Origin of the sequence: Rubrivivax gelatinosus, from assembly GCF_016583785.1 — a bacterium.
Lineage (GTDB): Bacteria > Pseudomonadota > Gammaproteobacteria > Burkholderiales > Burkholderiaceae_C > Rubrivivax > Rubrivivax gelatinosus_B.
Map to the genome: position 1 here is coordinate 17,537 of NZ_NRRU01000041.1, position 26,973 is coordinate 44,509.

The window sequence follows — 26,973 nt, forward strand, 5'->3', positions numbered from 1 at the left end:
GCGTTCGCCGCGGGGCAGGCGGTGTCAGAAGGGATTGTTTTCGGCGCGGCTGATGGCCAATGCACCGATTTCGTAGTGGGCGCGTGTGCTCAGGTGCCAGCTGTCGGCCCAGAGGTAATTGCTGTTGGCGGCACCGTCGACCAGGGTCTGCGTGTTGCAGTCAGGCAACGCTGCGCTCTCCAGGCAGGCAGCGACCTTCACGTTATCGAGATCAAAGCTGGATGGCGACTTCTCCATCACCTGAACGCGCACATCCGACTGCACCAGGCCGATGTAGCGGCCGTCGATCACGATCTTGGAGCCCAGGGATTCATTGAAGGCCTGAACGAGATCGGTGATGAAGGCGGCACGGTCGACGTCGGTGTTGAGCGACTTCTCCGTCAACGCGTAAGGCGACAGTCCCATGTCCGGCACGTTGGACAGCAGGACGCGGGCGCCGAGATCGGCGAGCCGGTTGACCTGCGTTGCGAGCGTCTTGCCGCGCTCGGCGGCTTCCGACTTCAGGTCGCTCGCGGTACGCGTCGGAAACTGCTTGTAGAGCTCGAGGATGTCGTTGGCACCGATCATCACCGTGGTGAGATCGTTGCTGCGAAAGCCGCCGGCGGCGATCTGGGCGTCGATCTGCGCCTGCAGATCGGCGACGAGCGCGCCGTTATTCGACCGGAAGAAGGCCTGGACGTTGCCGTCGTCCGGATTGCACTGCTCGAACACGAATCCGTAGTTCGACGCCACCCGCTGCACCCAGATCGGGTTGGAACCGCAGGCGAAAGTCTCGACCGAGGTGGTCGTGTCGACGGAGACGTTGTTGATCGCCCAGCGTTTGCCGTCGGCGTTGAGCAGGCTGTTCTCGTCGCCGAAGACGATGATCCGGCTCGGGTTGAACTCCTCGTACTGCGAGGTGCCGCCACCGCAGGCCACGAGCGCCGCGGCGATGGCAACGCCGCCAAGCACGCGACGGAGGATTCGGCCGCGGTTCAAGAAGAAGGACATGTGGACTCCGAAACGGAAGCTGCGCCCGGGGGCGGTTGTGTCAGGCGGCGGCAGCGCGGGTGAGGCGGTCACGAACCCCGTCCCACTCGGGACCGGGCGGCGGCTGTTCGACCCAGACGAGCGTCGCGCCACCAGCGTCGAACTCGCGCAGGGCCGCGAACAACTCGTGCGCCGCGGCACCGGCATCGGCCGGCATCGGCCGGTGGCTTAAGCCGCAACCCGCAGGCGGAACGACGCGGGAATATACCGCGACGCCCGGCGGCGCCGGTTGCGCGAGCATGGCCGTCAGTGACGCCGTGTCCAGCAGCAGCAGGCGGGCGCTGGGCGCGTAGTGCGAGGCGAGCGTGCCCGAGGCACGCGGCGAATCGGCGCCGGGAGCGGCCAGCGGCCTGCCGATCACGGCTTCGATCTCGCGCCGGTCGAGCGCACCCGGGCGCAGCAGTGTCGGCGTCGCACCGGAACAGTCGACGATCGCCGACTCGATGCCGACTTCGCAGTCGCCGCCGTCGACGATCAGCAGGCCTTCGCCGAACTCGCCGAGCACGTGGCGCGCACTCGTCGGGCTGACGCGGCCGAAACGGTTGGCGCTGGGCGCGGCGACGCCGGGAACACCCAGCCGCGCGGCCTCCTGCAGCAGCGCCAGCGCCACCGGATGCGAAGGCAGGCGCAGGCCTATCGTGTCCTGGCCGCCGGCGGCGGCCTCGCCGCGGCCGGGGCGGCGGCGCAGGATCAGCGTCAGCGGGCCGGGCCAGAAACGCGCCATCAGCGCCCGGGCCACCGGCCCCGGTTCTTCGGCGAACTCGGTGACCGCGGCCGGGTCGGCGACGTGCACGATCAGCGGGTGGTCGTCGGGCCGGCCCTTGACGGCGAAGACCGCGGCGGTCGAGGTGTCGCGGTCGGCGCGAGCGCCCAGGCCGTAGACGGTCTCGGTGGGAAAGGCGACCAGGCCGCCGTCGCGCAGGCGTTCGGCCGCGCTGGTGATGGCCGCGGCGCGGCGTCCGTCGAGTATCGGCATCGGCTGCCCTCAGTACGCGGCCAGGCCCAGCAGCCGGCAGACCTCGAGCGCGGTCGTGCGCGCGCTCGCGGCGTCGGGTGCGGTCACCGTCAGGTGGCCCATCTTGCGGCCGCGGCGCGCCTCGGTCTTGCCGTACAGATGCAGCGCCACGCCCGGCAGCGCCAGCACGCCGCCCCAGTCGGGCGTGCGCGGCAAGGTCGCATCGCCCGGGAACCACAGGTCGCCGAGCAGGTTCAGCATCACCGCCGCCGAATGCAGCCGCGGCGCCACCAGCGGCAGGCCGGCGAGCGTGCGCAGCTGCAGCTCGAACTGGGAGACGTCGCAGGCGTCGAGGCTGTAATGGCCCGAGTTGTGCGGCCGCGGCGCCATCTCGTTGGCGACCAGGCTGCCGTCGGCGAGCACGAAGAACTCGACGCAGAGCACGCCGACATAGTCCATCGACGCGGCCAGCCGGCCGGCGCAGCCGACCGCCTCGGCGGCCAGCGCCGGCGTGACCTCAGGTGCCGGCACCTGCGTCACCGCGAGGATGCCGTCGCGGTGCAGGTTCTGCTGCAGCGGGAGGCTGACGATCGTGCCGTCGCGGCCGCGGGCGACGATGACGCTCAGCTCCAGCGCCAGCGGCAGGCGCTTTTCCAGCACGCAGGCGGCGCGGCCCAGGCGCTGCCAGGCAGCGGCGAGTTCCGCGGGAGTCGACACCGACACCTGGCCCTTGCCGTCGTAGCCCAGGCGCGCGGTCTTCAGGATGCCGGGCAGGAGGCCGGCGGCGCCGGCGAGGTCGGCTTCGGCCTCGATCGTCGCGAACGGCGCGCAGGGCACGCCGGCGCGCTGGAAGTGGCGCTTCTCGGCGGCGCGGTCCTGGCAGATCTCGACCGCGGCCGCAGCCGGTGCCACCGGCAGGCGCTCGGCGAGCGTGCGCAGCGAATCGGCGGGAACGTTCTCGAACTCGGTCGTCACCGCGTCGCAGACGCTCGCCAGCTCGGCCAGGCCGGCGGCGTCGGTGTAGCCGGTGGCGACGTGCTGGTGGGCGACGAGTCCGGCCGGGCTGGTGGCGTCGGGTTCGAGCACGACGGTGCGGTAGCCGAGCACCTGCGCGGCGTGCACGAACATGCGGCCGAGCTGGCCACCGCCCATCACGCCGAGCGTGGCGCCCGGGAGCAGGACGGGCGCGCTCACTTGAGATCGGCCGTCATCGCGCGCGCGGCCTCGGTCTGGCGAACGCGGAAGGCGGCGAGCCGGGCGTGCAGCACCTCGTCGTCGGCGGCCAGCATCGCGACCGCGAACAGCGCCGCGTTGGCTGCGCCAGCGGCACCGATCGCGAAGGTCGCGACCGGGACGCCCTTGGGCATCTGCACGATCGAATACAGGGAGTCGACACCTTGCAGGTGGCGGCTGGCCACCGGCACGCCGAGCACCGGCACCGTGGTCTTGGCCGCGACCATGCCCGGCAGGTGGGCGGCGCCGCCGGCACCGGCGATGATCGCGCGCAGGCCGCGTTCACGCGCCGTCTCGGCGAAGGCGAACATCTCGTCGGGCATGCGGTGCGCCGACAGCACGCGCGCCTCGTAAGGCACGTCGAACTCCTTCAGCAGCTCGGCTGCGCCGCGCAGGGTCTCCCAGTCGCTGGACGAGCCGAGGACGATCGCGACGCGCGGCGCCGGGGTATCGGGGGAACTCAAGAGGGCGATTCCTTGCAGATCAGTTGGACGGCGCAGACCGCCATCGTCGCATGAACCGGCGCATCGGGCGGGCGCCGGGCACCGGCAGTTCGGGTGCGGCGGGGCCCTTCAGGCCAGACGTGCCGGCTGCAGGCCGGCGAGCGCCACTTTCAGGCGGTCGATCTCGGAATCGTACCTTCCCTGAACCTCGGCGAGCGCAGCGGCCCAGGCCGCGGCGCGTGCGGGGCAGCCCAGCGCCTGCGACAAGGCCGCGTGCTGCAGCAGGAACAGCAGCTGGTCTTCGAGCGCCAGCTGCATGTGCAGCGCCGGGTCGAGCGCGTCCAGCGCGCTGCGCGCATCGGCCTCGCGGCCGGCGGCCTGCAGGCAGGCGGCGCGTTCGATCTCCAGCATCAGCCGGTCGGCGTGAAAGCCGAAGCGCAGGTCGGCCGGCTGCAGCAGCGCGTCGAACTGCGTCACCGCGGCCGCGGCGTCGCCACCGAGCATCGCGACCCGCGCCCGCGACACCAGCAGCAGCTGCATCAGCGAGTACTGCTGCGCTCCCAGGCAGTAGGCGTAGGCGGACTCGATGCCCATCGCCGCGAACTGCAGCGCACCGGCGTCCAGGCGGCCACGCAGCGCATCCAGCCGCAGCGTGATCAGCGACAGCGCCGGGCGGTTGTAGACGAGCGCGCCGATCGTCGCGTCGTCGCCGAGTTCGGCGGCCTCGTGGCGCGCGCGGTCGTACCAGGGGCGCGCGGCCTCGCCCTGCCCGGCGATCTGGTGGGCGTTGCCGAGCACGACGCAGACGCGGCTGCTGGCCTCGCGGCAGGCGCCGGGGCGGTCGAAACAGGGTTCGAGCGCACGCGCCATCGCGGCGTAGTCGCCGAGCACGAACTGCATGTGCGCCAGCCAGGCAGCGGTCAGGCGGATCAGGTCGTCGTGGCGCCAGGCGAGCGCGACGGTGTGGGCACGCAGGATGCGGTCGGTGGCGGCAGGGTCCAGGTTGTCGAAGAACAGCATCAGCCCTTCGAGCAGCATGATGCGCACCGCGATGCGGCTGGCGCGGCCGTCGCCGTGGTCCTGGCGCAGTTCGGCCGCGATGCGCTGGGCGCCGGCACGGTCGCCGACGCGGGCCAGGTGGCAGCCGCGTTCGGCCAGCAGTTCGGCGCGGCGCAGCGGGTCGCGGCAGCCGGCAAGCTCGTGGTCCAGACGCGCGAGCAGCCGGCTCATGGCTCAGGCGGGCGCCGTCAGGCGTTCGCAGGCGAGCGCGTAACGCGCGGTGCTGGCCGCGGCCACTTCGGCCGGCAGGCGCGGCGCCGGCGCGCGCTTGTTCCAGGGCTGGCCGTCGACGGTGGCGGTCTCGAGCCAGTCGCGCACCGGCTGCTTGTCGTAGCTCGGCGGGTTCTCGCCTTCGCGGTAACCGGCCAGTTCCCAGAAGCGCGAGGAGTCGGGCGTCAGCACCTCGTCCATCAGCGTCAGCGTGCCGTTTTCGTCGAGGCCGAACTCGAACTTGGTGTCGGCGATGATGATGCCGCGCGTCAGCGCGTGCGCCGCGGCCGCCTCGTACAGGCGGATCGAGATCTCGCGCACCTGGGCGGCCAGTTCGGCGCCGATCATCTCTTCCATGCGCACGAACGGGATGTTCTCGTCGTGGTCGCCGACCGCGGCCTTGGTGGCCGGCGTGAAGATCGGTGCGGGGAGGCGGCTGGCGTTCTTCAGCCCCGGCGGCAGCGCGACACCGCAGACCGAGCCGCTCTCTTGGTACTCCTTCCAGCCGGAGCCGGCGAGGTAGCCGCGCACCACGGCCTCGACCGGCAGGCCCTTCAGCCGCTTGACCAGCATCGAGCGGCCGCGCACCTGGGCCACCTCGTCGGCGGCGACGACCGAGACCGGGTCATCGCCGGTCAGGTGGTTCGGGACGATGCCGGCGAGCTGGTCGAACCAGAACAGCGCCATGCGCGTCAGCAGCTCGCCCTTGCCCGGGATCGGGTCCTCGAGCACGACGTCGAAGGCCGAGAGCCGGTCGCTCGCGACCATCAGGATGCGGTCCTCGCCGACGGCGTAGTTGTCGCGCACCTTGCCGCGCGCCAGCAGCGGCAGCGAGTGGAGTTGCGACTGGTACAGGGCTGTGCTCATACGCTTCAGCGGGGGGACCCGCTCTTCAAAGTGTGGGACTGAAAAAGCAGGAGGGGGCCCCGGTTGCGGCCCCCTCTTCGTCTCATCGACGGACGCTGGCGCGGCCGTGAAAACTCAGTTGACGAGCTGCGCCAGCTTGCCGGCGGCGTACTTCTGCGCCATCTCCTGCATGCTCACCGGCTTGATCTTCGGCGCCTGGCCTTCGCAGCCGAACTCGAGGTAGCGCTGCTTGCAGATCTGCTTGGCGGCTTCGCGCGCGGGCTTGAGCCATTCGCGGGCGTCGAACTTCTCCGGGTTCTCGAACAGGAACTTGCGCACCGCCGCCGTCATCGCCAGGCGGATGTCGGTGTCGATGTTGATCTTGCGCACGCCGTGCTTGATCGCTTCCTGGATCTCCGCGACCGGCACGCCGTAGGTCTCCTTCATCTTGCCGCCGAACTGGTTGATCAGCGCCAGCAGGTCCTGCGGCACCGACGACGAACCGTGCATCACCAGGTGGGTGTTGGGGATGCGGACGTGGATCTCCTTGACGCGCGAGATCGCCAGGATGTCGCCGGTGGGCTGGCGCGAGAACTTGTAGGCGCCGTGGCTGGTGCCGATGGCGATCGCGAGCGCGTCGAGCTGGGTGCGCTGGACGAAGTCGGCGGCCTGCTCGGGGTCGGTCAGCAGCGCCGCATGGTCGAGCTTGCCGACGGCGCCGATGCCGTCTTCCTCGCCCGCCTCGCCGGTCTCGAGCGAGCCCAGGCAGCCGAGTTCGCCTTCGACGGTGACGCCGACCTCGTGCGCCATCGCGACGACCTTGCGCGTGACCTCGACGTTGTAGTCGAAGCTCGACGGCGTCTTGCCGTCTTCCATCAGCGAGCCGTCCATCATCACCGAGCCGAAGCCCAGGTCGATGGCGCCGCGGCAGATCGCCGGGCTCTGGCCGTGGTCCTGGTGCATCACCAGCGGCACCTGCGGGTAGGCCTCGACGGCAGCCTGGATCAGGTGCTTGATGAAGGCTTCGCCGGCGTACTTGCGGGCACCGGCGCTGGCCTGCAGGATGGCCGGCGAACCGACCTCGGCGGCGGCGGACATCACCGCCTGAACCTGCTCGAGGTTGTTGACGTTGAAAGCCGGGATTCCGTAACCGTGTTCGGCGGCGTGGTCGAGCAACTGGCGCATCGAAACGAGTGGCATGGTGGAATCCCCGCGAAATGAATGAATGACGGCACGCCGCACGCGGCGTGGACTGCGGAAGATTCTAGCCACTGGCCCCCCGCCGCACCGGCTTTGGAACCGGTGCGCACGCGGAATAGACGCGCGCGCTTCAGGCGACGCGGCAGACCTTGAGCATGTTGGTGCCGCCGGGGTGGCCCATCGGCTCGCCGCAGGTGATGGCGTAGGTGTCGCCCGGGCGCAGCACGCCGCGATCGACGAGGATGCGCTCGGCCGCGGCCAGCGCCTCGTCGCGGTCGACGAACTTGGGCACCAGCAGCGGCGTGACGTTGCGGTACAGCGTCATGCGGCGCTGCGGCGCCGGCTGCGAGGTCAGGCCGTAGATCGGCACCTTGATGTGGTGGCGGCTCATCCACAGCGCCGTCGAGCCCGACTCGGTCAGCGCCAGGATCGCACGGCAGCCCAGGTGGTGGGCGGTGAACAGCGCGCCCATCGCGATCGACTGGTCGATGCGGCCGAAACGTTTGTTGGTGAAGTCGGTCTCGAGGTGGAAGTCGTCGGCGGCCTCGGCTTCGAGCGCGATCGCGGCCATCTGCTGGATGGTCTCGACGGGATAGCGGCCGGCGGCGGTCTCGGCGCTCAGCATCACCGCGTCGGTGCCGTCGAGCACGGCGTTGGCGACGTCGCTGACCTCGGCGCGCGTGGGCACCGCGTTGACGATCATCGACTCCATCATCTGCGTGGCCGTGATCGCGATCTTGTCGGCTTCGCGCGCCATGCGGATCATGCGTTTCTGCAGCGCCGGCACCGCGGCGTTGCCGACCTCGACCGCGAGGTCGCCGCGCGCGACCATGATGCCGTCGGAGGCGCGCAGGATCTGCTCGAGCACCGGAATCGCCTCGCTGCGCTCGATCTTCGCGATCAGCCCCGGCTTGTGGCGCCAGGGTTCGCCGGCGACGTTGCACAGCTGGCGCGCCATCTCCATGTCGGTGGCGCTCTTCGGGAAGCTGACGGCGACGTAATCCGCCTGGAAGCTCATCGCGGTGCGGATGTCCTCCATGTCCTTGGCCGTCAGCGCCGGCGCGGTGAGGCCGCCGCCGGCCTTGTTGATGCCCTTGTTGTTCGACAGCTCGCCGCCGACGACGACCACGGTGGCGACACGGTCGCCGATCACCTGCTCGACGGTGAGCCGGATCAGCCCGTCGTTGAGCAGCAGCGTGTCGCCCGGGCGCACGTCGCGCGGCAGGTCCTTGTAATCCAGGCCGACGGAGTCGATGTCGCCGGGCTCGGTGCGCGAGGCGTCGAGCACGAAGCGCGCGCCCTTCTCCAGCATCACCTTGCCGCCGGCGAACTTGCCGACGCGGATCTTCGGGCCCTGCAGGTCGGCCATGATGGCGACCTCCTTGCCCGCGGCCGCGGCGACCTGGCGCACCAGGGTCGCGCGGTCGATGTGGTCCTGCGCCTTGCCGTGCGAGAAGTTCAGGCGCACGACGTCGACGCCGCCGCGGATCATCGCTTCCAGGACCTCCGGCGAAGAGGAGGCGGGGCCGAGGGTGGCGACGATCTTCGTGGCGCGCATAGCGGTTCTCTCGAAAACGCTGGAAACCCAGCGTCTGCGATTATCGGCACATGGCATGGCTGCGCCATGCTTGCCCGAGTACCGCCCGATTACAGCGTGGCTTGGCGCACGGTCGCCAGCGTCGCCGCCTCCGCCACCGCCAGCGCGGTGATGTTGATGACGCGACGCACCGTCGCCGACGGCGTCAGGATGTGTGCCGGCGCCGCCGTGCCCAGCAGCATCGGGCCGACGGTGACGCCGTGGCCGCTGGTCATCTTCAGCACGTTGAACAGGATGTTGGCCGCGTCCAGGTTGGGCAGCACCAGCAGGTTGGCGCTGCCCGTGAGCGTGCTGTCGGGCAGGTAGCGCGCGCGCACCTCGGCCGACAGCGCGGCGTCGCCGTGCATCTCGCCGTCGCACTCGATGTGCGGCGCCATCTTCACGAACAGGTCGCGCGCCGCGCGCATGCGCCGCGCCGAACCCCGCGCCGACGAGCCGAAGATCGAGTGCGAGACGAAAGCCACCTTGGGCGGCAGGCCGAAGCGGCGCACCTCCTCGGCGGCCAGCAGCGCGATCTCGGCGAGCTGTTCGGCGCTCGGCTCCTCGTTGACGAAGGTGTCGGCGACGAACAGCGTGCCGCTGTCCAGCGGCAGCGCGTTCATCGCCGCCAGCGTCTGCACGCCGGGCTTCAGGCCGATGGCCGCACGCACGTGCTCCAGGTGCGAGTCGTAGCGCCCGGCCAGGCCGCAGACCATGGCTTCGGCCTGGCCCAGGCGCACCATCATCGCCGCGGTCAGCGTGTTCGAGCGCCGCAGCGTCGTGCGCGCGGCCTCGGGCGTCATGCCGTCGCGGCCCATCAGCCGGTGGTAGGCCTGCCAGTAGGCGTCGTAGCCCTCGTGCGCGGCCGGGTCGACGACCTCGTAGTCGCGCCCCGGCAGCGCACGCAGCCCGGCGAGTTCGGCACGGTGCGTGATGACCTCCGGGCGACCGACCAGCACCGGCCGCGCCAGGCCTTCGTCGAGCACCGCCTGCACCGCACGCAGCACGCGTTCGTCCTCGCCCTCGGCGTAGACGACACGCGCCGGGCGCGCCTTAGCGGCGTTGAACACCGGGCGCATGAACATGCCGGTCTGGTAGACGAAACGCGTCAGCGACTGGCGGTAGGCCTCGAGGTCGGCGATCGGCCGCGTCGCGACGCCGGACTCGGCCGCGGCGCGCGCCACCGCCGGCGCGATGCGCAGGATCAGGCGCACGTCGAAGGGCGTCGGGATCAGGTAGTCGGGGCCGAACTTCAGCTCCTTGCCGGCGTAGGCGGCGGCGACTTCGCTGCTGGCCTCGGCCTTGGCGAGCGCGGCGATCTCGTGCACGCAGGCGATCTTCATCGCCTCGGTGATCTTGGTCGCGCCGCAGTCGAGCGCGCCGCGGAAGATGTACGGGAAACACAGGACGTTGTTGACCTGGTTCGGGTAGTCGCTGCGGCCGGTGGCGATGATGCAGTCGGGCCGCACCGCCTTGGCCAGTTCGGGCCGGATCTCGGGCTCGGGGTTGGCCAGCGCCAGGATCACCGGCTGCCCGGCCATCGTCGCCACCATTTCCGGCGACAGCACGCCAGCGGCCGAGCAGCCGAGGAAGACGTCGGCGCCGACGATCGCGTCGGCCAGCGTGCGCGCCGCGCTGCGCTGGCAGTAGCGCAGCTTCGATTCGTCCAGGCGGCCGGCGAGCACGTCGGCGCGGTCGGACTGGATCAGACCCTTGGAGTCGCAGACCCAGACGTTCTCGCGCCGCACGCCCAGATGCACCATCAGGTCCAGGCAGGCGATGGCCGCGGCGCCGGCGCCCGAGACCGCCAGCTTGACGCTGCCGATGTCCTTGCCGACCAGTTCCAGCGCGTTCAAGAGCGCCGCCGACGAGATGATCGCGGTGCCGTGCTGGTCGTCGTGGAAGACCGGCACGTTCATGCGCTCACGCAGCTTGCGCTCGATGTAGAAACACTCGGGCGCCTTGATGTCCTCGAGGTTCACGCCGCCCAGCGTCGGCTCGAGCGCGGCGATGATCTCGACCAGCTTGTCCGGGTCGCGCTCGGCGAGTTCGATGTCGAAGACGTCGATGCCGGCGAACTTCTTGAACAGACAGCCCTTGCCTTCCATCACCGGCTTGCCGGCCAGCGGGCCGATGTCACCCAGACCGAGCACCGCGGTGCCGTTGGTGACGACGGCCACCAGGTTGCCGCGCGAGGTGTATTCGGCCGCCAGCGACGGGTCCTGCTCGATCGCGAGGCAGGCGTAGGCGACGCCCGGTGAATAGGCCAGCGACAGGTCGCGCTGGTTCGACAGCGGCTTGGTCGGGGTGACGGAAATCTTGCCGCGCACGGGCGCGCGGTGGTAGTCCAGCGCCGCCTCGCGCAGCGCGGCTTCGGCGTCGGAAAGCATCTTGTCCAAGGGAAAACTCCTCGCGCCTCGGCGGCGAATACCGCGCCGAGGGCGAACTGCAAAACGGCCGGCGGCGCCCGCCGCCGGCTCGTGCGGGTGCCGGCCTGGCCGGCACCGCGGGGATCTTCAGCCCGCCGCGCGGCGGCTGAGGATCTCGAAGGCCGGCAGCGTCTTGCCCTCGAGCACTTCGAGGAAGGCGCCGCCGCCGGTGGAGATGTAGCCGATGTCCTTTTCGATGCCGTACTTGGCGATCGCGGCCAGCGTGTCGCCACCGCCGGCGATGCTGAAGGCCGGGCTTTCGGCGATCGCACGCGCCACCGTCTCGGTGCCATGCGAGAAGGCGTCGAACTCGAACACGCCGACCGGGCCGTTCCAGACGATGGTGCCGGCGGCCTTCAGCTTGTCGGCCAGCAGCGCCGCGGTCTTGGGGCCGATGTCCAGGATCAGGTCGTCGGCGGCGACGTCGGCGGCGTCCTTGACGGTGGCCGGCGCATCGGCGGCGAAGGCCTTGGCGGTGACGACGTCGACGGGAATCGGCACCTCGGCGCCGCGCGCCTTCATCGCCTCGATGACGGCCTTGGCTTCGCCGACCAGGTCGGCCTCGGCCAGGCTCTTGCCGATCGGGAAACCCGCGGCGAGCAGGAAGGTGTTGGCGATGCCGCCGCCGACGATCAGGCCGTCGACGTTCTTGGCCAGGCTCTGCAGGATCGTCAGCTTGGTGCTGACCTTGCTGCCGGCGACGATGGCCACCAGCGGCCGCTTCGGGTTCGCCAGCGCCTTGGTGATGGCGTCGATCTCGGCGGCCAGCAGCGGGCCGGCACAGGCGATCTTGGCGTATTCGGCGATGCCGTAGGTGCTGGCCTCGGCGCGGTGCGCGGTGCCGAAGGCGTCGTGCACGAAGATGTCGCACAGCGCCGCCATCTTGCGCGCCAGCTCTTCCTTGTTCTTCTTCTCGCCCTTGTTCAGGCGGCAGTTCTCCAGCAGCACGACCTGGCCGGGCTGCACGTCCACGCCGTCGACCCAGTTCGAGACCAGCGGCACCTCGCGGCCCAGCAGTTCACCCAGGCGCTTGGCGACCGGCGCCAGCGAATCCTCGGGCTTGAACTCGCCTTCGGTCGGGCGGCCCAGGTGCGAGGTGACCATCACCGCGGCGCCGGCGTCCAGCGCCATGCGGATGCAGGGCACCGAGGCGCGCACGCGGGTGTCCTCGGTGATCTGGCCGTCGTCGGACAGCGGCACGTTGAGATCGGCACGGATGAAGACACGCTGGCCACGGGCGCGGCCGGAAGCGGCGATGTCGGAAAAGCGCAGGACGTTCATGGTGTTGAGCGACAGGCTGACGGAAACGGCCGCTAGTGTCGCATCCCTGCGCGCGCCGGCCCAGCCGGGAAGGCCCGGCCGTGTTACCAGCCCAGCCCGACGCGCAGCCCGACCATCACCAGGCTGCCGACGACGATGGTGCCGAGGATGCCGCGGCGCCAGAAGAACCAGGCCGCGCCGGCCGCGGCGGCGAACAGCCGCGGGTCCTGCCAGGTGTCGATCAGCCGGCCCTGCGTCATCACGACCTCGGGCGCGACGACCGCCATCAGCGCCGCCAGCGGCGCGTAGCGCAGGCCTTCGCGCAGCCAGGCCGGCATCGGCAGCTCACGTTCGGGCAGGATGAAAAAAGCGCGCGTCAGCAGCGTGATCAGCGCCAGCCCGGCAATCGTCAGCAGCGCGGCCCAGCCGCTCATCGGGAGCCTCCGACCGGCGTCGCCGGCCCCGGGCGCGAACCCGGGCGGTCCAGCATCACGCCGATGGCCACCGCCGCGGCGATCGCAACGACGATGTTCAGCCGCAGCGGCAGCGCATAAGCCGCCACCGCGGCGCAGCCGGCGACCACGGCGGCGATCAGCGACGAGCGGCTGCCCAGCAGCGAGCAGGCCAGCCCGATCAGCGCCAGCGTGCCGGCGAAACCGATGCCCCAGCTCGTCGGGATGACGTCGGCGAGCGCGATGCCGACCATCGACGGGACCTGCCAGGCGAACCAGTTCGACACCGCGCCGCCCCAGAAATACGGCTTCTGCTCGGGCGCCGGCACCGGGTCGGGGAAGCGGCGCATGAACAGGATGTAGTTCAGGTCGCCGCTGAAAAAAGCCATGCGCGCACGTTCGGCGCGCGGGTAGGCGGCGAAATACGGGCGCCACTGGGCGCTGAAGATCACGAAGCGCAGGTTGACGCAGAACGCCGTCGCCCAGACGACCCAGATCGGCGCGCCAGCGGCCATCAGTGGCAGCGCCGCGAGCTGGGCCGAGCCGGCGTAGACCAGCAGCGTCATCAGCACCGCCAGCGGCACCGAGAGCCCGGCCTTGATCATCGCAACGCCCGTGATCATTCCCCAGGCGCCGATGCCGGGCAGGATGCCGGCCATCTCGCGGGCGCCACGCCGAAACTCGGGGTGGCGCCAGCCGAACATCCCATCAGACATGCGCCGATTCTCCCATCGCGGGCGGCGCCGCGTCGGGCCGGGGACTAGCGCGGCCGCACCGTGCCGCTGCCGACGATGCTGCTGCGCGGCACCGCCTTGCCAGCGTGGCGCACGTTGCCCGAGCCGGCGATCGACACCGACAGCGAGCCGTCGGCGCTGACGTCGGCGTTGCCGCTGCCGGCGATCGAGACCGAGGCGCTGTCGGCCTGCAGCGACGCGAGCAAGGCGTTGCCGCTGCCGGCGATGTCCACCGAGAGTTCACGCGTGCGGCCGTCGGCGCGCACGTTGCCGCTGCCGGCGATCGACAGCGCGAGCGAGTCGGCGTCGAGCTGGCGCAGCTTCGCGTTGCCCGAGCCGGCCAGCGCGAGGGCCAGCGCCGGCGTCTTCAGGCCCTCGATGTCGACCTTGCCCGAACTCGCGCTGGCGACGCGGCGCAGCTTCACGACCTCGACGCTGGCCTGCAGCTTGTCGCGGTTGAAGAACGAGAAACCCTCCTCGCGCAGGCGGATGACCAGCGTGCGCTGGCCGCGGCGCTCCTCGACCTTGACCTCCAGCCGCGACAGCAGGTCGGCATCGCCGTCGATGCGCAGCGACTCGCGCGCCGCGGGGCGCACGACGAGGTCGACCGGGCCGCTGACCTGGATCGCGCTGAAGTCCGAGATTGCGCCGAAGTCGCTCCTCGTCGCCGCCTGCGCGGGCGCGGCGGCGAAGGTGAAGACGGCGAACAGCGCCGACATCCCGGCGACGGCGAAGGTGGACAACAGGCGTTTCATGGCATCGGCTCCAGCGGATGCCCGCATCGTGACCGCGCCGCACCGGCACGGCCAGCCGCCGGCGACGAAGTGCAGCACCGGGCGACGGACCGCCGCGGCGCCGGCACCGGCCGCACTCAGGACGACTTCTTCTTCGCCGGCTTGTCTTCGGCGGGCGCCTCGTCCTGGGCGTCCTCGGACGCCGCGTCCTTGGCGACGGCGGTGGCGGCCCCCTGCGGCGGAACGATATCGAGCTTGTTCTCGCGCATGTAGTCGTTCATGTCCTTCCAGCCGGCGAAGACCGCGGCCTTGTCGGCCTTCTTGTTCAGGCCGAAGCAGTCCTCGATCGCTCGCCCGGCATGGCGGCAGGCGGCGCCGATGGCGCGGCCTTCGGCGTCCTTCTTCTCGGCGACGGCCTTGGCCGACTCGATGCCCAGCTGGTCGCAGCCGGCGACGAGCAGCGGCAGCGCGGCGAACAGGGCGACACGGAGGATGGAGCGGGAACGCGAGGGTTTCACCACCCCGATATCGGCCTGCGGCGCGGCGGCTTGAGGCCCGCGCCACTCAAGCGGCGCGCTGGCCGGCGACGACCGGGTGGCCTTTCAGGAACTCGCGCACTGGCACGCGGCGGCCGCCGGTGCGCTGCAGCTCGAGCAGTTCGAGCGCACCCTCGCCGCAGGCGACGACGAGGCGGCCCTCGCCGGCCGCGAGCACGGTGCCGGGCTCGCCCGCGCCCGGCAGCACCGCGGCGCGCCAGAGCTTGAAGGTCTCGCCGCCGAGCGTGAAGCTGCAGCCGGGGAAGGGGTCGAAGGCGCGCACGCGGCGCTCGATCACCGCCGCCGGCAGCGTCCAGGCGATCGTGCCTTCGGCCTTCTCGATCTTGCTCGCGTAGTTGGCGCCTGCTTCGGGCTGCGGCACCGGCGGCAGCGATTCGAGCCGGCCGAGCGCGTCGACGACCAGGCGCGCACCGAGCGCGGCGAGGCGGTCGTGCAGCGTCGCCGTCGTGTCCTCGGCGGCGATCGCCAGCGACTCGGCGAGCAGCATCGGCCCGGTGTCCAGGCCGGCGTCCATCTGCATGATCGTGATGCCGGTTTGGGCGTCGCCGGCTTCGATGGCACGGTGGATGGGCGCCGCGCCGCGCCAGCGCGGCAGCAGCGAGCCGTGGATGTTGACGCAGCCGCGCGGCGGCAGATCGAGCACCCACTGCGGCAGGATCAGCCCGTAGGCGGCGACGACGAGCACGTCCGGCGCCGCCTGCTCGAGCGCCGCGCGTCCGACCGCGGCCTCGTCCGGATACTTGCCGTCCAGCCGCAGGCTGCGCGGCTGCGCCACCGGCAGGCCGTGCGCCAGCGCGCACTGCTTGACCGGCGAAGCCTGCAGCTTCATCCCGCGGCCGGCCGGGCGATCGGGCTGGGTCAGCACCAGCGGCACCTCGATGCCGGCAGCGAGCATCGCGTCGAGCGCGACGCGGGCGAACTCGGGGGTGCCGGCGAAAGCGGCGCGCAAACGGATCATGCGACGCCGCGCGCTTCTTCGCGCGCGCGCTTGGCCATCTTGATCTTGATGCGCTCGCGCTTGAGCAGGCTCAGGTACTCGACGAACACCTTGCCGTCGAGGTGGTCGATCTCGTGCTGGGCGCAGACCGCGGCCAGGCCGTCGAGATCGAGTTCGAACGCCTGGCCCTCGCGGTCGAGCGCGCGCACCGTCACCTGGGCGTTGCGCGTCACCCGGTCCCAGACCTGGGGCACCGACAGGCAGCCTTCCTCCCAGATCACCTTCTCGGCGCTGCGCGCGACGATCTGCGGGTTGATGAAGACCATGGGCTGATCGTGCTCGGGCGAGGTGTCCATCACGAACAGGCGTTCGTGCACGTCGACCTGGGTCGCCGCGAGGCCGACGCCTTCGCATTCGTACATGGTGTCGATCATGTCGGCGACGAGCTGCTTGACGCGCTCGTCGACCGCCGCGACCGGGCGCGCGACGGTGTTCAGCCGGGGATCTGGATAGCGCAGGATCGGAAGTTGGGCCATGGTGCACTGCAAGCGACGCCCGGCTGTCCGGACCGGGCCACGGCGCGACGCCCGGCAGCGTGACGAGCTGCACACGGGCGTGGCGGCAACGACGAATTCGTTACGACAACAAGGGTTTACGGGCAGAATCTGCCAATTCAAGTGAGCAGTTCGTGCCCGCCGCAATGCGAATTGTCGCACCCGCCGCGCGCCGTCCCTTGCGAGGAGAGCAAAGACCCATGAGCCGTTCGAGGCCGAAGATGAACACGCGCTGGGGAGCGCTCGCCGCCCGGGCCGCCGTCGTGGCCGCCGCCAGCGCCGTGCTGCCGGCGCTCGCCGCACCGAACTACCCCGTCACCCCCGACCAGCGTGCGACCGCGCACCAGGTCGCGCAGGCCGGCGTGCCGCTGGCCGAACTGGCTCCCGACGCCCCCCAGACCCACACCGTGCGCCCCGGCGACACGCTCTGGGACATCTCCAAGCTCTTCCTGAAGAGCCCCTGGCGCTGGCCCGAGCTCTGGGGCATGAACCTCGAGCAGATCCGCAATCCGCACCTGATCTACCCCGGGCAACTGCTGGTGCTGGTCAAACGCGACGGCCGCGCGATGCTGCAGGTCGGGCAGTCGCTGACCGCCGACCCGCAGACCGTGCGCCTGTCGCCGCGGGTGCGCGCCGAACTGCTGGAAAACGGCGCGATCGCATCGATACCGCTGCACCTGATCGGCCCCTTCCTGAACGAGGCGGTGGTCTTCGACAGCAACGAGCTCGAACTCGCGCCGCGCATCGTCGCGACCCAGGAAGGCCGCGTGCTGCTGTCGCGCGGCGAGACCGCCTACGTGCTGGGCGACCTGGGCGGCGCACGCGAGTTCCGCCTGTTCCGCGAGGCGCAGCCGCTGCGCGACCCGGAGACGCGCGAGATCCTCGGTTACGAGGCGCGTTACGTCGGCACCGCCGAATACGTTCGCCCCGGCGAAGAGCGTTTCGGCGCCGACGGCAAACCCGTGACCGTGCCCGCCACCTTCGTCGTCAGCACGATCCGGCTCGAGGTCGGCGTCGGCGACCGGCTCTCGCCGGTGCCGCAGCGCGAGCTGACGGCTTACGCGCCGCACGCTCCGGCAGCGCCGATCGACGGCCGCATCGTCTCGCTCTACGGCGACGCGCTGTCGGCGGGCCAGAACCAGATCGTCGCGCTGAACAAGGGCCGCCGCGACGGCCTGGAACGCGGCCACGTGCTCGCGCTCTGGCGCGCCGGCCGCGCCGACTTCGACACCACCTCCGGCAAGAAGAAACCGATCCAGCTGCCCGACGAGCGCCACGGCCTGCTGTTCGTCTTCAGCGCCTTCGAGCGCGTGTCCTACGCGCTGATCATCAACGTCAAAGACCCCGTGCATCCGGGCGACCGCTTCACAGCACCGTGAGCCCCCCCGGAAGCGCCTTCGGCGCCTCCCCCCCCGAGGGGGGGCGCCGCCAGCGGACCGGCAAAGCCGGATCCGCGGCGGCAGCTTGGCAGCGCCGGCGCCGTGCGCCTACGGTGCCGCCCGGCAGCCCCGGCATCTGAAACCGCGCCTAGCCGATGGCTGCACCGGACGACTTCGACGCCTGGTTCCGGCTTTTGCAGACGCCGGGGCTGGGGCGCGAGGGGGTACGGCGGCTGCTGGCGGCGTTCGGCAGCCCCGAAGCCGCGCTGGCGGCGACGCCAGCGGCGCTGACCGAACTGGGCGGCCCCGCGCTCGCCGCGACGATGGCGCGGCCGGCACCTGAATGCGTTCCGCGTCTGGCCGCCGCCCGCGCCTGGCTCGCCGGCGGCGACGACCACCATGTGCTGACGCTGGGCGACGCCGCCTATCCACCGCTGCTGCTGCAGACCGCCGACCCGCCGCTGCTGCTGTATGTGCAGGGCCGGCCCGAGTTGCTCGCGGCCGAGTCGGTGGCCATCGTCGGCAGCCGTGACGCCACGCCCCAGGGGCTGGCGAACGCACGCGAATTCGCCCAGGCGCTGGCTGAGGCCGGTTTCGCGGTGATTTCAGGCCTGGCCGCGGGCATAGACGGTGCCGCCCACGAAGGCGCACTGGCGGCCGGCGGCACGACGCTGGCGGTGGTCGGCACCGGGCCCGACCGCGTCTACCCGGCGCGGCACAAGGCACTGGCGCGGCGCGTCGTCGCCCACGGCGCCATCGTCAGCGAGTTCGACCCCGGCACGCCGGTGCTGCCGGAGAACTTCCCGCAGCGCAACCGCATCATCGCCGGGCTGGCGCGCGGCACGCTGGTCATCGAGGCCGCGCTGCGCTCGGGTTCGCTGATCACCGCGCGCCTGGCGGCCGAGGCCGGGCGCGAGGTGTTCGCGCTGCCGGGCTCGATCCGCTCGCCGGTGGCGCGCGGCTGCCACGCGCTGATCAAGCAGGGTGCGGCGCTGGTCGAAAGCGCCGACGACGTGCTGGAAGCGCTGCGCGGCAGCCGCCCGGCCGCGGCGCCGCAGGCGCCCGAAACCGACGCCGACCCGGTGCTCGCCGCGCTCGGCCACGACCCCGCGACGCTCGACGCGCTGCTCGCGCGCACCGGCTGGCCGACGGCCGAACTGAACGCGCGCCTGCTCGAACTCGAGCTCGACGGCCGCGTCGACAGGCTGCCGGGCGGACTTTTCCAACGCCGCGTGGCCGCTTGAAAATCTGCCCCCGGCAGCGGCCGGGACCGTGGGTTATAGTGAACCGATGTTCGACGTCCTCGTGTACCTCTACGAGACCTACTGGCGTCCGGACGCGTGTCCGGACCACCAGCAGCTCCAGCGCAAGCTGTCGGCCGTCGGCTTCGAATCCGACGAGATCCAGGAAGCCCTGCGCTGGCTGGACGGGCTGGCGACGAGCGCCGAATCCTGCGTCGACAGCGCCACACCGGGCAGCCTGCGCGTCTACACCGAAGGCGAGCGCGACCTGCTCGGCGAAGAGTCGATCGGCTTCATCTGCTTCCTCGAGTCGGCCGGCGTGCTGCCGGCGCCGATGCGCGAGATGGTCATTGACCGCGCCACCGCGATCGGCAGCGGCCCGATCGAGCTCGAAGACCTGAAGATCATCGTGCTGATGGTCTTCTGGAGTCTGGGCGAAGAGCCCGACGCGCTGATCCTCGACGAACTCTTCGTCGCCGCCGAAGACCGGCTGATCCACTGAGCGGCGCCAGGCGCCGCTAGCCCCGCTAGTTCAGCAGGCGCGACGCGTCGACGTCCAGTTTGGCCAGCGCGCTGCGCGTCGCCCGCACCGTCAGCGCCTCGTCCTGGGCCGGCAGCAGCAGCCCGGCTTGCAGGAATGACGCCAGCCGCTGCTGCTGGAACAGCACGCAGCGCCCCTGAGCCGTGACGAACAGCGTCAGCTGCCGCCGCATGCCCTGCCAGGCGAGCTGCACCGCCTCGTGGCGCTCGCGGTACTCGAGCATGTACCAGCTGCCGACCTGCAGCTCGCGCGCCCAGGCCAGCATTGCCGGCGTCGGCATCGAGCCGCCGTCCAGCACCACCTCCAGGTCGGCGCTCTGGTGGCCCGACAGGTCGAGCACCATCGACTCGTCGATCTGCACGTCCTCGGCGTCGGGCAGCAGCTCTTCCAGCGTCTCCAGCCGGTCCATCAGCTCGCGCAGGCGCTCGTCGGGGATGGCCGCGGTCTTGGCGGTGAAAGCCGCCGCCAGCGAGTTGTTCAGCAGCTGGATCTGCTCGTCCTGGCGCTCGGCGTCCATGCCGGCGGCGGCCATGCCCTCGCGCAGCGACTTCAACAGCGGCGGCAGGCGCCGGATGACCTCGGCGCGTTCCTCGCGCGTGACCTTGGCGCTGGCCGACCAGATCAGGTCGGCGGCGGCGCGCTTCATTGCCCGTGTCTGCTTGCCCTGGGCGCCGTAGCTGACCGCGGTCGTCGCCAGCACGTCGGCCCAGACGTGGAACAGGAACTGGCGCACGCCTTCCTGCACCGGCATGTCGTTCAACATGCGGCGCAGCTCGATCGTGTACTGGATCGCCAGCGTCTCGCGCTGCTCGACCTGCTGCGCCAGCGAGACGCCGCGGCGCGTGGTCTCGTTCTCGGTGCGGAAGTAGTGCTCGAGGAACTTCTCGAACTCGGTGAGCACGGTCTGGAACACGCGCCGGCCGGTGTCGGGGTAGGCCTCGACGACCTGGACGATGCGCTTGATCTCGCGCTCGAGCGCGTCGCCGACCTTCTGCGCCGCGCTGTCGAAGCCCATCACGCAGGCACCCATGCGGTCGATCAGGCGCCGCGCCGGATGGTCGACCGTGGCGAAGAAATCGGGCTCGGTGACGGCCACACGCAGCACCGGCATCTGCAGCCGGGCGAACCAGACGCGCACCGCCGCCGGGATGCGCTCCTCGGTCAGGATGCTCTGGAACAAGAGCGCGACGATCTCGATGGTGGCGCGCTCCTCGGACGAGGCGGCGGCCTTCTTCAGCGCCTGCTTGCGCTGCTGGAGGTCCTCCAGCATCACCGGCGCCGTGGCCGAGGCCTCGACGCCGGCGGCGGTGGTCGTCATGCGCTGGCGGATGCCGGCCTCGGCGGTGTCGATCGCACGCGCGAGCCCGGGCGAGAGCCCCTGCGGCCGCGTCGACTGGCCGAAAGCCGGCACCTGGCGGCCGACGAGCCGGTTCAGACGCCCGAGCAGCGCCTCGGCGTGGTCGCGCCCGCGCGCCAGCGGCGCGGCGCGTGTCATCAGCCGGGTCTCGTCGCCGACGCCGCGCATCAGCCCACTGCCCGACGCGTAGGCCGACGGCGGCCCCGAGGCCGGCGCGTTGCCCCAGCCCGAAGCCGGCCCGGTTTCGCCTGAACCACCGCCACCGGAACCGCCGCCCTGCCCCCAGCCGCCGGTCGGCGCCGCGCTCGCGTGCCCGCGCGAGCGCCGGATGAAGGGCCGCAGGTCGACCTCGGGCAGCACGCCGTGTTCGGCGAGCCAGCGGTTGGTCTCGTGGTAGGCCTCTTCGGACAGCAGCGCGAACTCCTCGTGCAGCACCGGCTGCAGTTCGCGCCACGAGGCCAGCGTCTGCCCGGAAGCACGCCAGGCCTCGAAGACGATGCGCGCCAGCACGTGGGCGCGCAGCATGTCGTGGGCGTCGAGCTCGCCGCGGCCTTCGAGGTGGGCGATGCGCGAGCGCAAGTCGGCGAACTCCCAGGACGCGCGGTCCATCATCGCCAGCGCCAGGCGCGAGGTGACGATCTCGAGCTCGATGGTGTCGTCGTCGACCAGGGTCAGCTGGCCCGGCGACAGCGAGGGCAGGTCACCCAGCCGGGTGGTGGAGCCGCCGTGCAACAGCGCGTGGCGCAGGCCGTTGACCAGGCCGCGGTGCCAGGACTGGGCACCGGCGTTGATGCCCTGCATCAGGTCGCGCCGGCGCTGGAAGGTGGCGTGCTCGGACGGTTTTTCGAACAGGCCGCGGGCGCCGTCGAGTGCGGCCTGCACCAAGCCCGGCAGGCCCTTCACCAGTTCCTCGGTGTACAGGCGCCGCGCCTGGCTCGCGAGGTTGGTGTTGGGAGCGCCGGTCGCCATCGGTCGGTCGTCCGTGGTGAGAAGGCCGCGAGCAGCCGTTGCGAACCGACTCTACACCACGGCCCCGGCGTTCGGGTCGTTCGGGTCGTTCTCCTTGGCCCCGGCCTTGACCAGGTCCTCGCGCTTGACGCCCAGCCACATCGCGATGCCGGCGGCGACGAAGATCGACGAGTAGATGCCGAACAGGATGCCGATGGTCAGCGCCATCGCGAAGTAGTGCAGCGTCGGGCCGCCGAAGAACAGCATCGACAGCACCATCATCTGAGTCGAGCCGTGGGTGATGATGGTGCGGCTGGTGGTGCTCGTGATCGCGTGGTCGATGACCTGGGTCGTCGTCATCTTGCGCATGCGGCGGAAGGTCTCGCGGATCCGGTCGAAGATGACGACCGATTCGTTGACCGAGTAGCCCAGCACCGCCAGCACCGCCGCCAGCACCGCCAGCGAGAACTCCCACTGGAAGAAGGCGAAGAAGCCCAGGATGATGACGACGTCGTGCAGGTTGGCGATGACGCCGGCGACGGCGAACTTCCACTCGAAGCGGAAGGCCAGGTACATCATGATGCCCAGCACCGTGAAGCCCAGCGCCAGCGCGCCGTCGCGCGCCAGTTCGGCGCCGACCGAGGGACCGACGAGCTCGGTGCGCGAGAGCTTCAGCGGCTCGGCACCCGCAGCCGTCGTGCACGACGGCCGGCTGACCTGCTCGCCCTGGGGCGTCGTGTACTCCTTGGTCGCGACGCTGCCGCTCTCGGCCGTGCACAGCACGTCGAAGACGCGGCTGGCGACCTGGTCCTGCTTCTCGCCTTCGCGGATCGGCAGCCGGATCATCACGTCGCGCGAGGTGCCGAAGTTCTGCACCTGCACCTCGCCGAAGCCCAGCGTCTCGACCGCCTGGCGCGTGCGCTCCAGGTCGGCCGGCTGCGAATAGGCCACCTCGACGACGGTGCCGCCGGTGAACTCGATCGACAGGTGCAGCCCGCGGTGGAAGATGAAGAAGACCGCGGCCAGGAAGGTCAGGAAGGAGATGACGTTCAGCGCCAGCGTGTAGCGCATGAACGGGATGTCGCGGCGGAAACGGAAGAATTCCATGACGTCCCCTCAGGCCTCGGCCTTGTTCTGTTCGGCCGGCAGCGTGCCGCCGTTCGGGCGCCAGACCTGCCCGATCGACACCGACTTGAGTTTCTTCTGGCGGCCGTACCAGAGGTTCACGAGGCCGCGCGAGAACAGCACCGCCGAGAACATCGAGGTCAGGATGCCCAGGCAGTGCACGACGGCGAAGCCGCGCACCGGGCCGGAACCGAAGGCCAGCAGCGCCAGGCCGGCGATCAGCGTCGTCACGTTGGAGTCCAGGATCGTGCCCCAGGCGCGCTCGTAGCCGGCGCTGATCGCCACCTGCGCCGACGCGCCGTTGCGCAGCTCCTCGCGCACGCGCTCGTTGATCAGCACGTTGGCGTCGATCGCCATGCCCAGCACCAGCGCGATGGCGGCGATGCCCGGCAGCGACAGCGTCGCCTGCAGCATCGACAGCACCGCGATCAGCAGCAGCAGGTTGAAGCCCAGCGCCAGCGTCGAGAACACGCCGAACAGCATGTAGTAGGCGCACATGAAGATCGAGATCGCGACGAAGCCCCAGAGCACGCTGTGGAAGCCCTTGGAGATGTTCTCCGCACCCAGGCTCGGGCCGATCGTGCGTTCCTCGATGATCTCCATCGGCGCGGCCAGCGAGCCGGCGCGCAGCAGCAGCGCCTGGTCGCTCGCTTCCTCGGTCGTCATGCGCCCGGAGATCTGCACCCGGCCGCCGCCGATCTCGCTGCGGATGACCGGCGCGGTGACGACCTCGCCCTTGCCCTTCTCGAACAGCAGGATGGCCATGCGCTTGCCGACGTTCTCGCGCGTGACGTCTTTGAAGATGCGCGCGCCGCGCGCGTCCAGCGTCAGGTTGACGGTCGGCTCGTGCGTCTGGCCGTCGAAGCCCGGCTGGGCGTCGGTCAGGTTCTCGCCGGTCAGCACGACGTTGCGGTAGACGATGACCGGCTGGCCGCCGCGTTCGAGGAAGCGTTCGCTGCCGAAGGGCACCGGGCCCGAGCCGCGCATCGCCTCGGTCGCCTCGCTGGTCTCGTTGACCAGGCGGATCTCCAGCGTCGCGGTGCGGCCGATGATGTCCTTGGCCTTGGCCGTGTCCTGCACGCCGGGCAACTGCACGACGACGCGGTCCAGGCCCTGCTGCTGGATCACGGGCTCGGCGACGCCGAGTTCGTTGACGCGGTTGTTCAGCGTCGAGATGTTCTGCTTGAGCGCCTGCTCCTGCACGCGCGTGGCCGCGGCGGGCTTGAGCGTGCCGACGAGCTTGAGGTCGCCGCTGGCGGCGTCGGCGGTGGCCGTCCAGTCGAGGTCGGGCAACTGGTCGCCGAGCAGCGTGCGCGCCTGTTCGGCCAGCGCCGGCTCGCGGAAACGCACCTCGACGGCGTTGCCTTCACGCGTGATGCCGGCGTGGCGGATGTTCTTGTCGCGCAGCATCGTGCGCACGTCGCCGGCGACGGCCTCGGCCTTCTTCGTCAGCGCCGCCTTCATGTCGACCTGCATCAGGAAGTGCACGCCGCCGCGCAGGTCCAGCCCCAGGTACATCGGCAGCGCGTGGATCTTGGCCATCCAGGCGGGCGAACGCGACAGCAGGTTCAGCGCGACGATCCAGGTCGGGTCGTTCGGGTCCGGGTTGAGCGCGTGCGCGATCGCGTCCTTGGCCTTGATCTGGGTGTCGGTGTCGGCGAAACGCGCGCGCACCGAGGCGCCGTCGAGCTGCACGAAGTCGGCCTTCAGGCCGGCCGTCGCGAGCACCTGCTCGACCCGCTGGACCATTGCCGGATCCATCTTCACGGTGGCCTTGCCCGAGGACACCTGCACCGCGGGCGCCTCGCCGTAGAAGTTCGGCACCGTGTAGAGCAGGCCGACCACGAAGGCGAAGGCGAGGATCGCGTACTTCCACCAGGGGTTGCGGTTCATGGGGATTCCTGGAGCTCGGGGCGCGCCGCAGCCGGCTGCCCGGGGGATTTACTTGTAGGAGCCCTTGGGCAGGACCTGCAGCACCGAGGCGCGCTGCACCTGCAGCTCGACGCCGTCGGCGACCTCGACGTGCAGGATGCTGTCGCTGATCTTGGCGACACGGCCGATGACGCCGCCGGCGATGACGACCTCGTCGCCCTTGGCCAGGGCCTCGACCATCGTCTTGTGTTCCTTCTGTTTCTTCATCTGCGGCCGGATCATGATGAAGTACAGCACCACGAACATCAGCGCCAGCGGCAGCAGGCTGAACAGCGAGGACTCGGTGCCGCCGGCGGGAGCGGCGGCCTGGGCAAAGGCGGAGGAAATGAACACGTCTATCCTTCTGGATGTCTGGGGCCCGCTGGCGCAGGCGAACCTCGGATTCTAGGGGCCGGCCCCAGCGCCCGGTGCGCGCGGGCCCTCGCGTCGCGGGGAGTCGAGCGGCGCGGCCGCTGCCAGCCAGGGCAGCAGCAGCGCCAGCAGCAGGAAACGCGGCGTGTCGATCACGGTGTTCAGCAGCCCGCTGGCCAGCAGCGCGGCGAACGCGCCGGCCGCCGCCGGCACCGGCGCCAGGCCGCGCCGCTGCGGCGCCAGCGCCACCGCCGCCGTCACCACCAGCAGCAGCAGCCAGGCGGCAGCGCCGAACCAGCCCTGCTCGAACAGCACCGCCACCGGCAGGCTGTCGATGTGCCAGGCAGGTTCGTAGTCGGTCGAGAAGAACCAGCGCGCCAGCCCGGTGTCGAAGCCGCCGTTGGCCAGGAGTTCGCTGCCGCCGGCGGCCTGCAGCGTGACGGCGTCGACGTCGAGCACCGGGCCTTCGGCGGGTGTCAGCAGCGCCAGCTTCAGCGGCAGCCGGCCCGGCGGTACCGCCAGCGTCTGCGGCGCGGCGGCGGCCCACTCGCCCGGTGCGGCCTCGAGCCGGGCGTAGCGGCAGTCCTGCGAGCTGCGCATCGTCTTGCGGCACAGAGCCACCGACAACGCCGCCGGCGCGCTCTCGCGCCGCAGCGTCGCGGCGATGCGCAGTTCCGCCGCGGCACCGGGCTCGACGATCTGCTCGACGTACAGCGGCGCGCCCGGGCCCAGCCGCAGGAAACCGCGCCCGCCTTCGTGGCGCCAGTGGAAGCTGCCGGCATGGCGCGGCTCGCGGCTGCGCCAGTAGTGCAGGTCGGGGAAACCCCCCGCGCCTTCGCCGAAGAGCGCGGCCGCCAGCCCCGGCTCGCGCAGATCGAGCGCGTCGGCCCAGTGCGCCTGGCGCGTCGCCAGGTCCTGCGCGCTGCGGCCCAGGCGCTCCTGCGCGTAGGAGCCCAGCAAAACCGGCAGCGCCGCGGCTGCGGCCAGCAGCAGCCCGGCCGCGGCCACCACCAGCCCGCGCCGGCCCGGGCGCGCCAGCGCCAGCGCCGCCGTCACCAGCAGCGCCAGCGCGCCGGCGGCCCAGCCGTTGCGCGAGAAGGTCAGCGCCAGCGCGTAGGCGCCGGCGGCCAGCAGCAGCAGCGCCGCCACCCGGGCCCAGAGCCGGCGTGCCTGCAGCGCCGCGGCCAGCGTGAAGGCCAGGCCGATCGCGAGGTAACACTCGACATAGGCGCCGCCGCGGTGCATCGCCGAGAACGGCCCGGTGACGCGGTAGCCTGCGGCGAAGTCCAGCGGGCCGGCAAAGGCCGAACGTTCGACCACGATCCAGGCCACCGTCAGCGCCAGCCCCGCCACCATGCCGGCGCCGAAGGCCTGCGCGCGCGCCGCTCCGGCGCCCGCCAGCCGGCGCCACAGCACGACCACCAGCCAGGCCTCGGCAGCGCCCTTCAGGATGCGCAGCGCGTTCACCGGGCTGGTGAAGCTCCACCAGTCGCCGCCGTCGGGCCAGGCCAGCGGCCACAGCGCACGCAGGCCCGAGATCGCCAGCGACAGCGCCAGCAGCACGAAGGCCAGCACCACCGGCGCCGGCGCCCGGCCGGCGCCGCCCGGCCGCGGCACACGCGCCGCCGCCACCGCCACGCAGCCGGCCAGCAGCAGGTCGAACTCGTCGACGAAGAAACGCCCGGTCCAGGGCGCGAGGTCCAGCACCGGCAGCGCCGCCGGGATCAGCACCAGCGCCAGCAGCGGCCGCCAGGCGACCGCGGCGAACGCCAGCGCCAGGCCGAGGGCCAACGGCGCGGCGAAGGGCTGGTACAGCAGCGCCAGCGCCAGCAGCGGCGGCAGCAGCAGCCAGGCCAGCGGCGTCGCTCGCGGCGGCCGCAGCGCCACGGCC

At 71.3% G+C, this 26,973-nt stretch carries 24 protein-coding genes; 3 read left to right on the plus strand and 21 right to left on the minus strand.

Translation table 11 applies throughout. The features are described 5' to 3' along the window. Positions 1 to 24: 24 nt before the first annotated feature. From CKO43_RS12430 to def, 16 genes are all read right to left on the minus strand, one after another. Complete coding sequence (locus CKO43_RS12430; protein WP_200227063.1) at positions 25 to 990, minus strand: SGNH/GDSL hydrolase family protein; 966 nt, start codon at positions 988 to 990, stop codon at positions 25 to 27. Between the two features lie 40 nt (positions 991 to 1,030). Continuing rightward, positions 1,031 to 2,005, minus strand: coding sequence for an L-threonylcarbamoyladenylate synthase (locus CKO43_RS12435; protein WP_200378824.1), 975 nt, complete (start codon positions 2,003 to 2,005; stop codon positions 1,031 to 1,033). Positions 2,006 to 2,014: 9 nt separating this feature from the next. Next, positions 2,015 to 3,178 carry a 5-(carboxyamino)imidazole ribonucleotide synthase gene (locus tag CKO43_RS12440; RefSeq protein ID WP_200378825.1) on the minus strand — a complete coding sequence of 388 codons (1,164 nt, stop codon included), beginning with the start codon at positions 3,176 to 3,178 and terminating at the stop codon, positions 2,015 to 2,017. Next, complete coding sequence (purE, locus tag CKO43_RS12445) at positions 3,175 to 3,681, minus strand: 5-(carboxyamino)imidazole ribonucleotide mutase (RefSeq protein ID WP_200378826.1); 507 nt, start codon at positions 3,679 to 3,681, stop codon at positions 3,175 to 3,177. The genes CKO43_RS12440 and purE overlap by 4 nt, the downstream gene beginning before the upstream one ends. A gap of 108 nt (positions 3,682 to 3,789) precedes the next feature. Then, complete coding sequence (locus CKO43_RS12450; RefSeq protein ID WP_200378827.1) at positions 3,790 to 4,890, minus strand: hypothetical protein; 1,101 nt, start codon at positions 4,888 to 4,890, stop codon at positions 3,790 to 3,792. A 3-nt stretch (positions 4,891 to 4,893) separates the two neighbouring features. Continuing rightward, the gene (locus CKO43_RS12455; protein ID WP_200378828.1) at positions 4,894 to 5,796 is read right to left on the minus strand and encodes a phosphoribosylaminoimidazolesuccinocarboxamide synthase; all 903 of its coding nucleotides are present in this window, start codon (positions 5,794 to 5,796) and stop codon (positions 4,894 to 4,896) included. A gap of 114 nt (positions 5,797 to 5,910) precedes the next feature. Next, positions 5,911 to 6,975 carry a class II fructose-bisphosphate aldolase gene (fba, locus tag CKO43_RS12460; RefSeq protein WP_200227052.1) on the minus strand — a complete coding sequence of 355 codons (1,065 nt, stop codon included), beginning with the start codon at positions 6,973 to 6,975 and terminating at the stop codon, positions 5,911 to 5,913. Between the two features lie 130 nt (positions 6,976 to 7,105). Beyond that, a complete protein-coding gene (gene pyk, locus CKO43_RS12465) occupies positions 7,106 to 8,533 on the minus strand; it encodes a pyruvate kinase (protein WP_200378829.1) in 1,428 nt (475 codons plus the stop codon). A gap of 89 nt (positions 8,534 to 8,622) precedes the next feature. Further along, the gene (locus CKO43_RS12470; RefSeq protein WP_275951983.1) at positions 8,623 to 10,950 is read right to left on the minus strand and encodes an NADP-dependent malic enzyme; all 2,328 of its coding nucleotides are present in this window, start codon (positions 10,948 to 10,950) and stop codon (positions 8,623 to 8,625) included. A 117-nt stretch (positions 10,951 to 11,067) separates the two neighbouring features. After that, positions 11,068 to 12,261, minus strand: coding sequence for a phosphoglycerate kinase (locus CKO43_RS12475; protein ID WP_200227048.1), 1,194 nt, complete (start codon positions 12,259 to 12,261; stop codon positions 11,068 to 11,070). Between the two features lie 83 nt (positions 12,262 to 12,344). After that, complete coding sequence (locus CKO43_RS12480) at positions 12,345 to 12,674, minus strand: AzlD domain-containing protein (RefSeq protein ID WP_200227046.1); 330 nt, start codon at positions 12,672 to 12,674, stop codon at positions 12,345 to 12,347. Further along, positions 12,671 to 13,396: an AzlC family ABC transporter permease gene (locus tag CKO43_RS12485; protein WP_200227199.1), complete on the minus strand. Its 726-nt coding sequence runs from the start codon at positions 13,394 to 13,396 to the stop codon at positions 12,671 to 12,673. Before CKO43_RS12485 ends, CKO43_RS12480 begins: the two co-directional genes overlap by 4 nt. A 56-nt stretch (positions 13,397 to 13,452) precedes the next feature. After that, positions 13,453 to 14,181, minus strand: a complete 729-nt coding sequence (locus CKO43_RS12490) for a head GIN domain-containing protein (protein WP_242481147.1) — start codon at positions 14,179 to 14,181, stop codon at positions 13,453 to 13,455. Positions 14,182 to 14,297: 116 nt separating this feature from the next. Further along, positions 14,298 to 14,678, minus strand: a complete 381-nt coding sequence (locus tag CKO43_RS12495) for a hypothetical protein (RefSeq protein WP_346014400.1) — start codon at positions 14,676 to 14,678, stop codon at positions 14,298 to 14,300. Positions 14,679 to 14,724: 46 nt separating this feature from the next. Next, the gene (gene fmt / locus CKO43_RS12500; RefSeq protein ID WP_200378833.1) at positions 14,725 to 15,666 is read right to left on the minus strand and encodes a methionyl-tRNA formyltransferase; all 942 of its coding nucleotides are present in this window, start codon (positions 15,664 to 15,666) and stop codon (positions 14,725 to 14,727) included. 5 nt (positions 15,667 to 15,671) lie between these two features. Then, entirely contained in the window at positions 15,672 to 16,190 is a 519-nt protein-coding gene (gene def, locus CKO43_RS12505; RefSeq protein WP_200227042.1) for a peptide deformylase, read from the minus strand. Positions 16,191 to 16,408: 218 nt separating this feature from the next. Here def and CKO43_RS12510 point away from each other — a divergent pair, with 218 nt between their 5' ends. The 3 genes from CKO43_RS12510 to CKO43_RS12520 all read left to right on the plus strand — a co-directional run bounded on the left by CKO43_RS12510 (position 16,409) and on the right by CKO43_RS12520 (position 19,330). Continuing rightward, positions 16,409 to 17,587, plus strand: a complete 1,179-nt coding sequence (locus tag CKO43_RS12510; protein ID WP_200227040.1) for a LysM peptidoglycan-binding domain-containing protein — start codon at positions 16,409 to 16,411, stop codon at positions 17,585 to 17,587. 155 nt (positions 17,588 to 17,742) lie between these two features. Beyond that, positions 17,743 to 18,831: a DNA-processing protein DprA gene (gene dprA / locus CKO43_RS12515; RefSeq protein WP_200378830.1), complete on the plus strand. Its 1,089-nt coding sequence runs from the start codon at positions 17,743 to 17,745 to the stop codon at positions 18,829 to 18,831. Between the two features lie 46 nt (positions 18,832 to 18,877). Then, positions 18,878 to 19,330, plus strand: a complete 453-nt coding sequence (locus CKO43_RS12520; protein ID WP_200227036.1) for a DUF494 family protein — start codon at positions 18,878 to 18,880, stop codon at positions 19,328 to 19,330. Between the two features lie 25 nt (positions 19,331 to 19,355). Here the strand turns inward: CKO43_RS12520 and CKO43_RS12525 are convergent, their stop codons facing one another. The 5 genes from CKO43_RS12525 to CKO43_RS12545 form a co-directional block, all read right to left on the minus strand. Continuing rightward, the gene (locus tag CKO43_RS12525) at positions 19,356 to 21,695 is read right to left on the minus strand and encodes a DUF1631 family protein (RefSeq protein WP_200378831.1); all 2,340 of its coding nucleotides are present in this window, start codon (positions 21,693 to 21,695) and stop codon (positions 19,356 to 19,358) included. A 51-nt stretch (positions 21,696 to 21,746) separates the two neighbouring features. After that, positions 21,747 to 22,781, minus strand: a complete 1,035-nt coding sequence (gene secF, locus CKO43_RS12530; protein ID WP_200227032.1) for a protein translocase subunit SecF — start codon at positions 22,779 to 22,781, stop codon at positions 21,747 to 21,749. A 9-nt stretch (positions 22,782 to 22,790) separates the two neighbouring features. Further along, positions 22,791 to 24,692 carry a protein translocase subunit SecD gene (secD, locus tag CKO43_RS12535; RefSeq protein ID WP_200227030.1) on the minus strand — a complete coding sequence of 634 codons (1,902 nt, stop codon included), beginning with the start codon at positions 24,690 to 24,692 and terminating at the stop codon, positions 22,791 to 22,793. 48 nt (positions 24,693 to 24,740) lie between these two features. After that, positions 24,741 to 25,064 (minus strand): preprotein translocase subunit YajC, encoded by a 324-nt coding sequence (gene yajC / locus CKO43_RS12540; RefSeq protein ID WP_200227028.1) that lies wholly within the window; start codon positions 25,062 to 25,064, stop codon positions 24,741 to 24,743. Positions 25,065 to 25,115: 51 nt separating this feature from the next. Beyond that, positions 25,116 to 26,973, minus strand: a 1,858-nt coding sequence (locus CKO43_RS12545) for a hypothetical protein (protein ID WP_431191960.1), incomplete at its 5' end; no start/stop codon positions are given.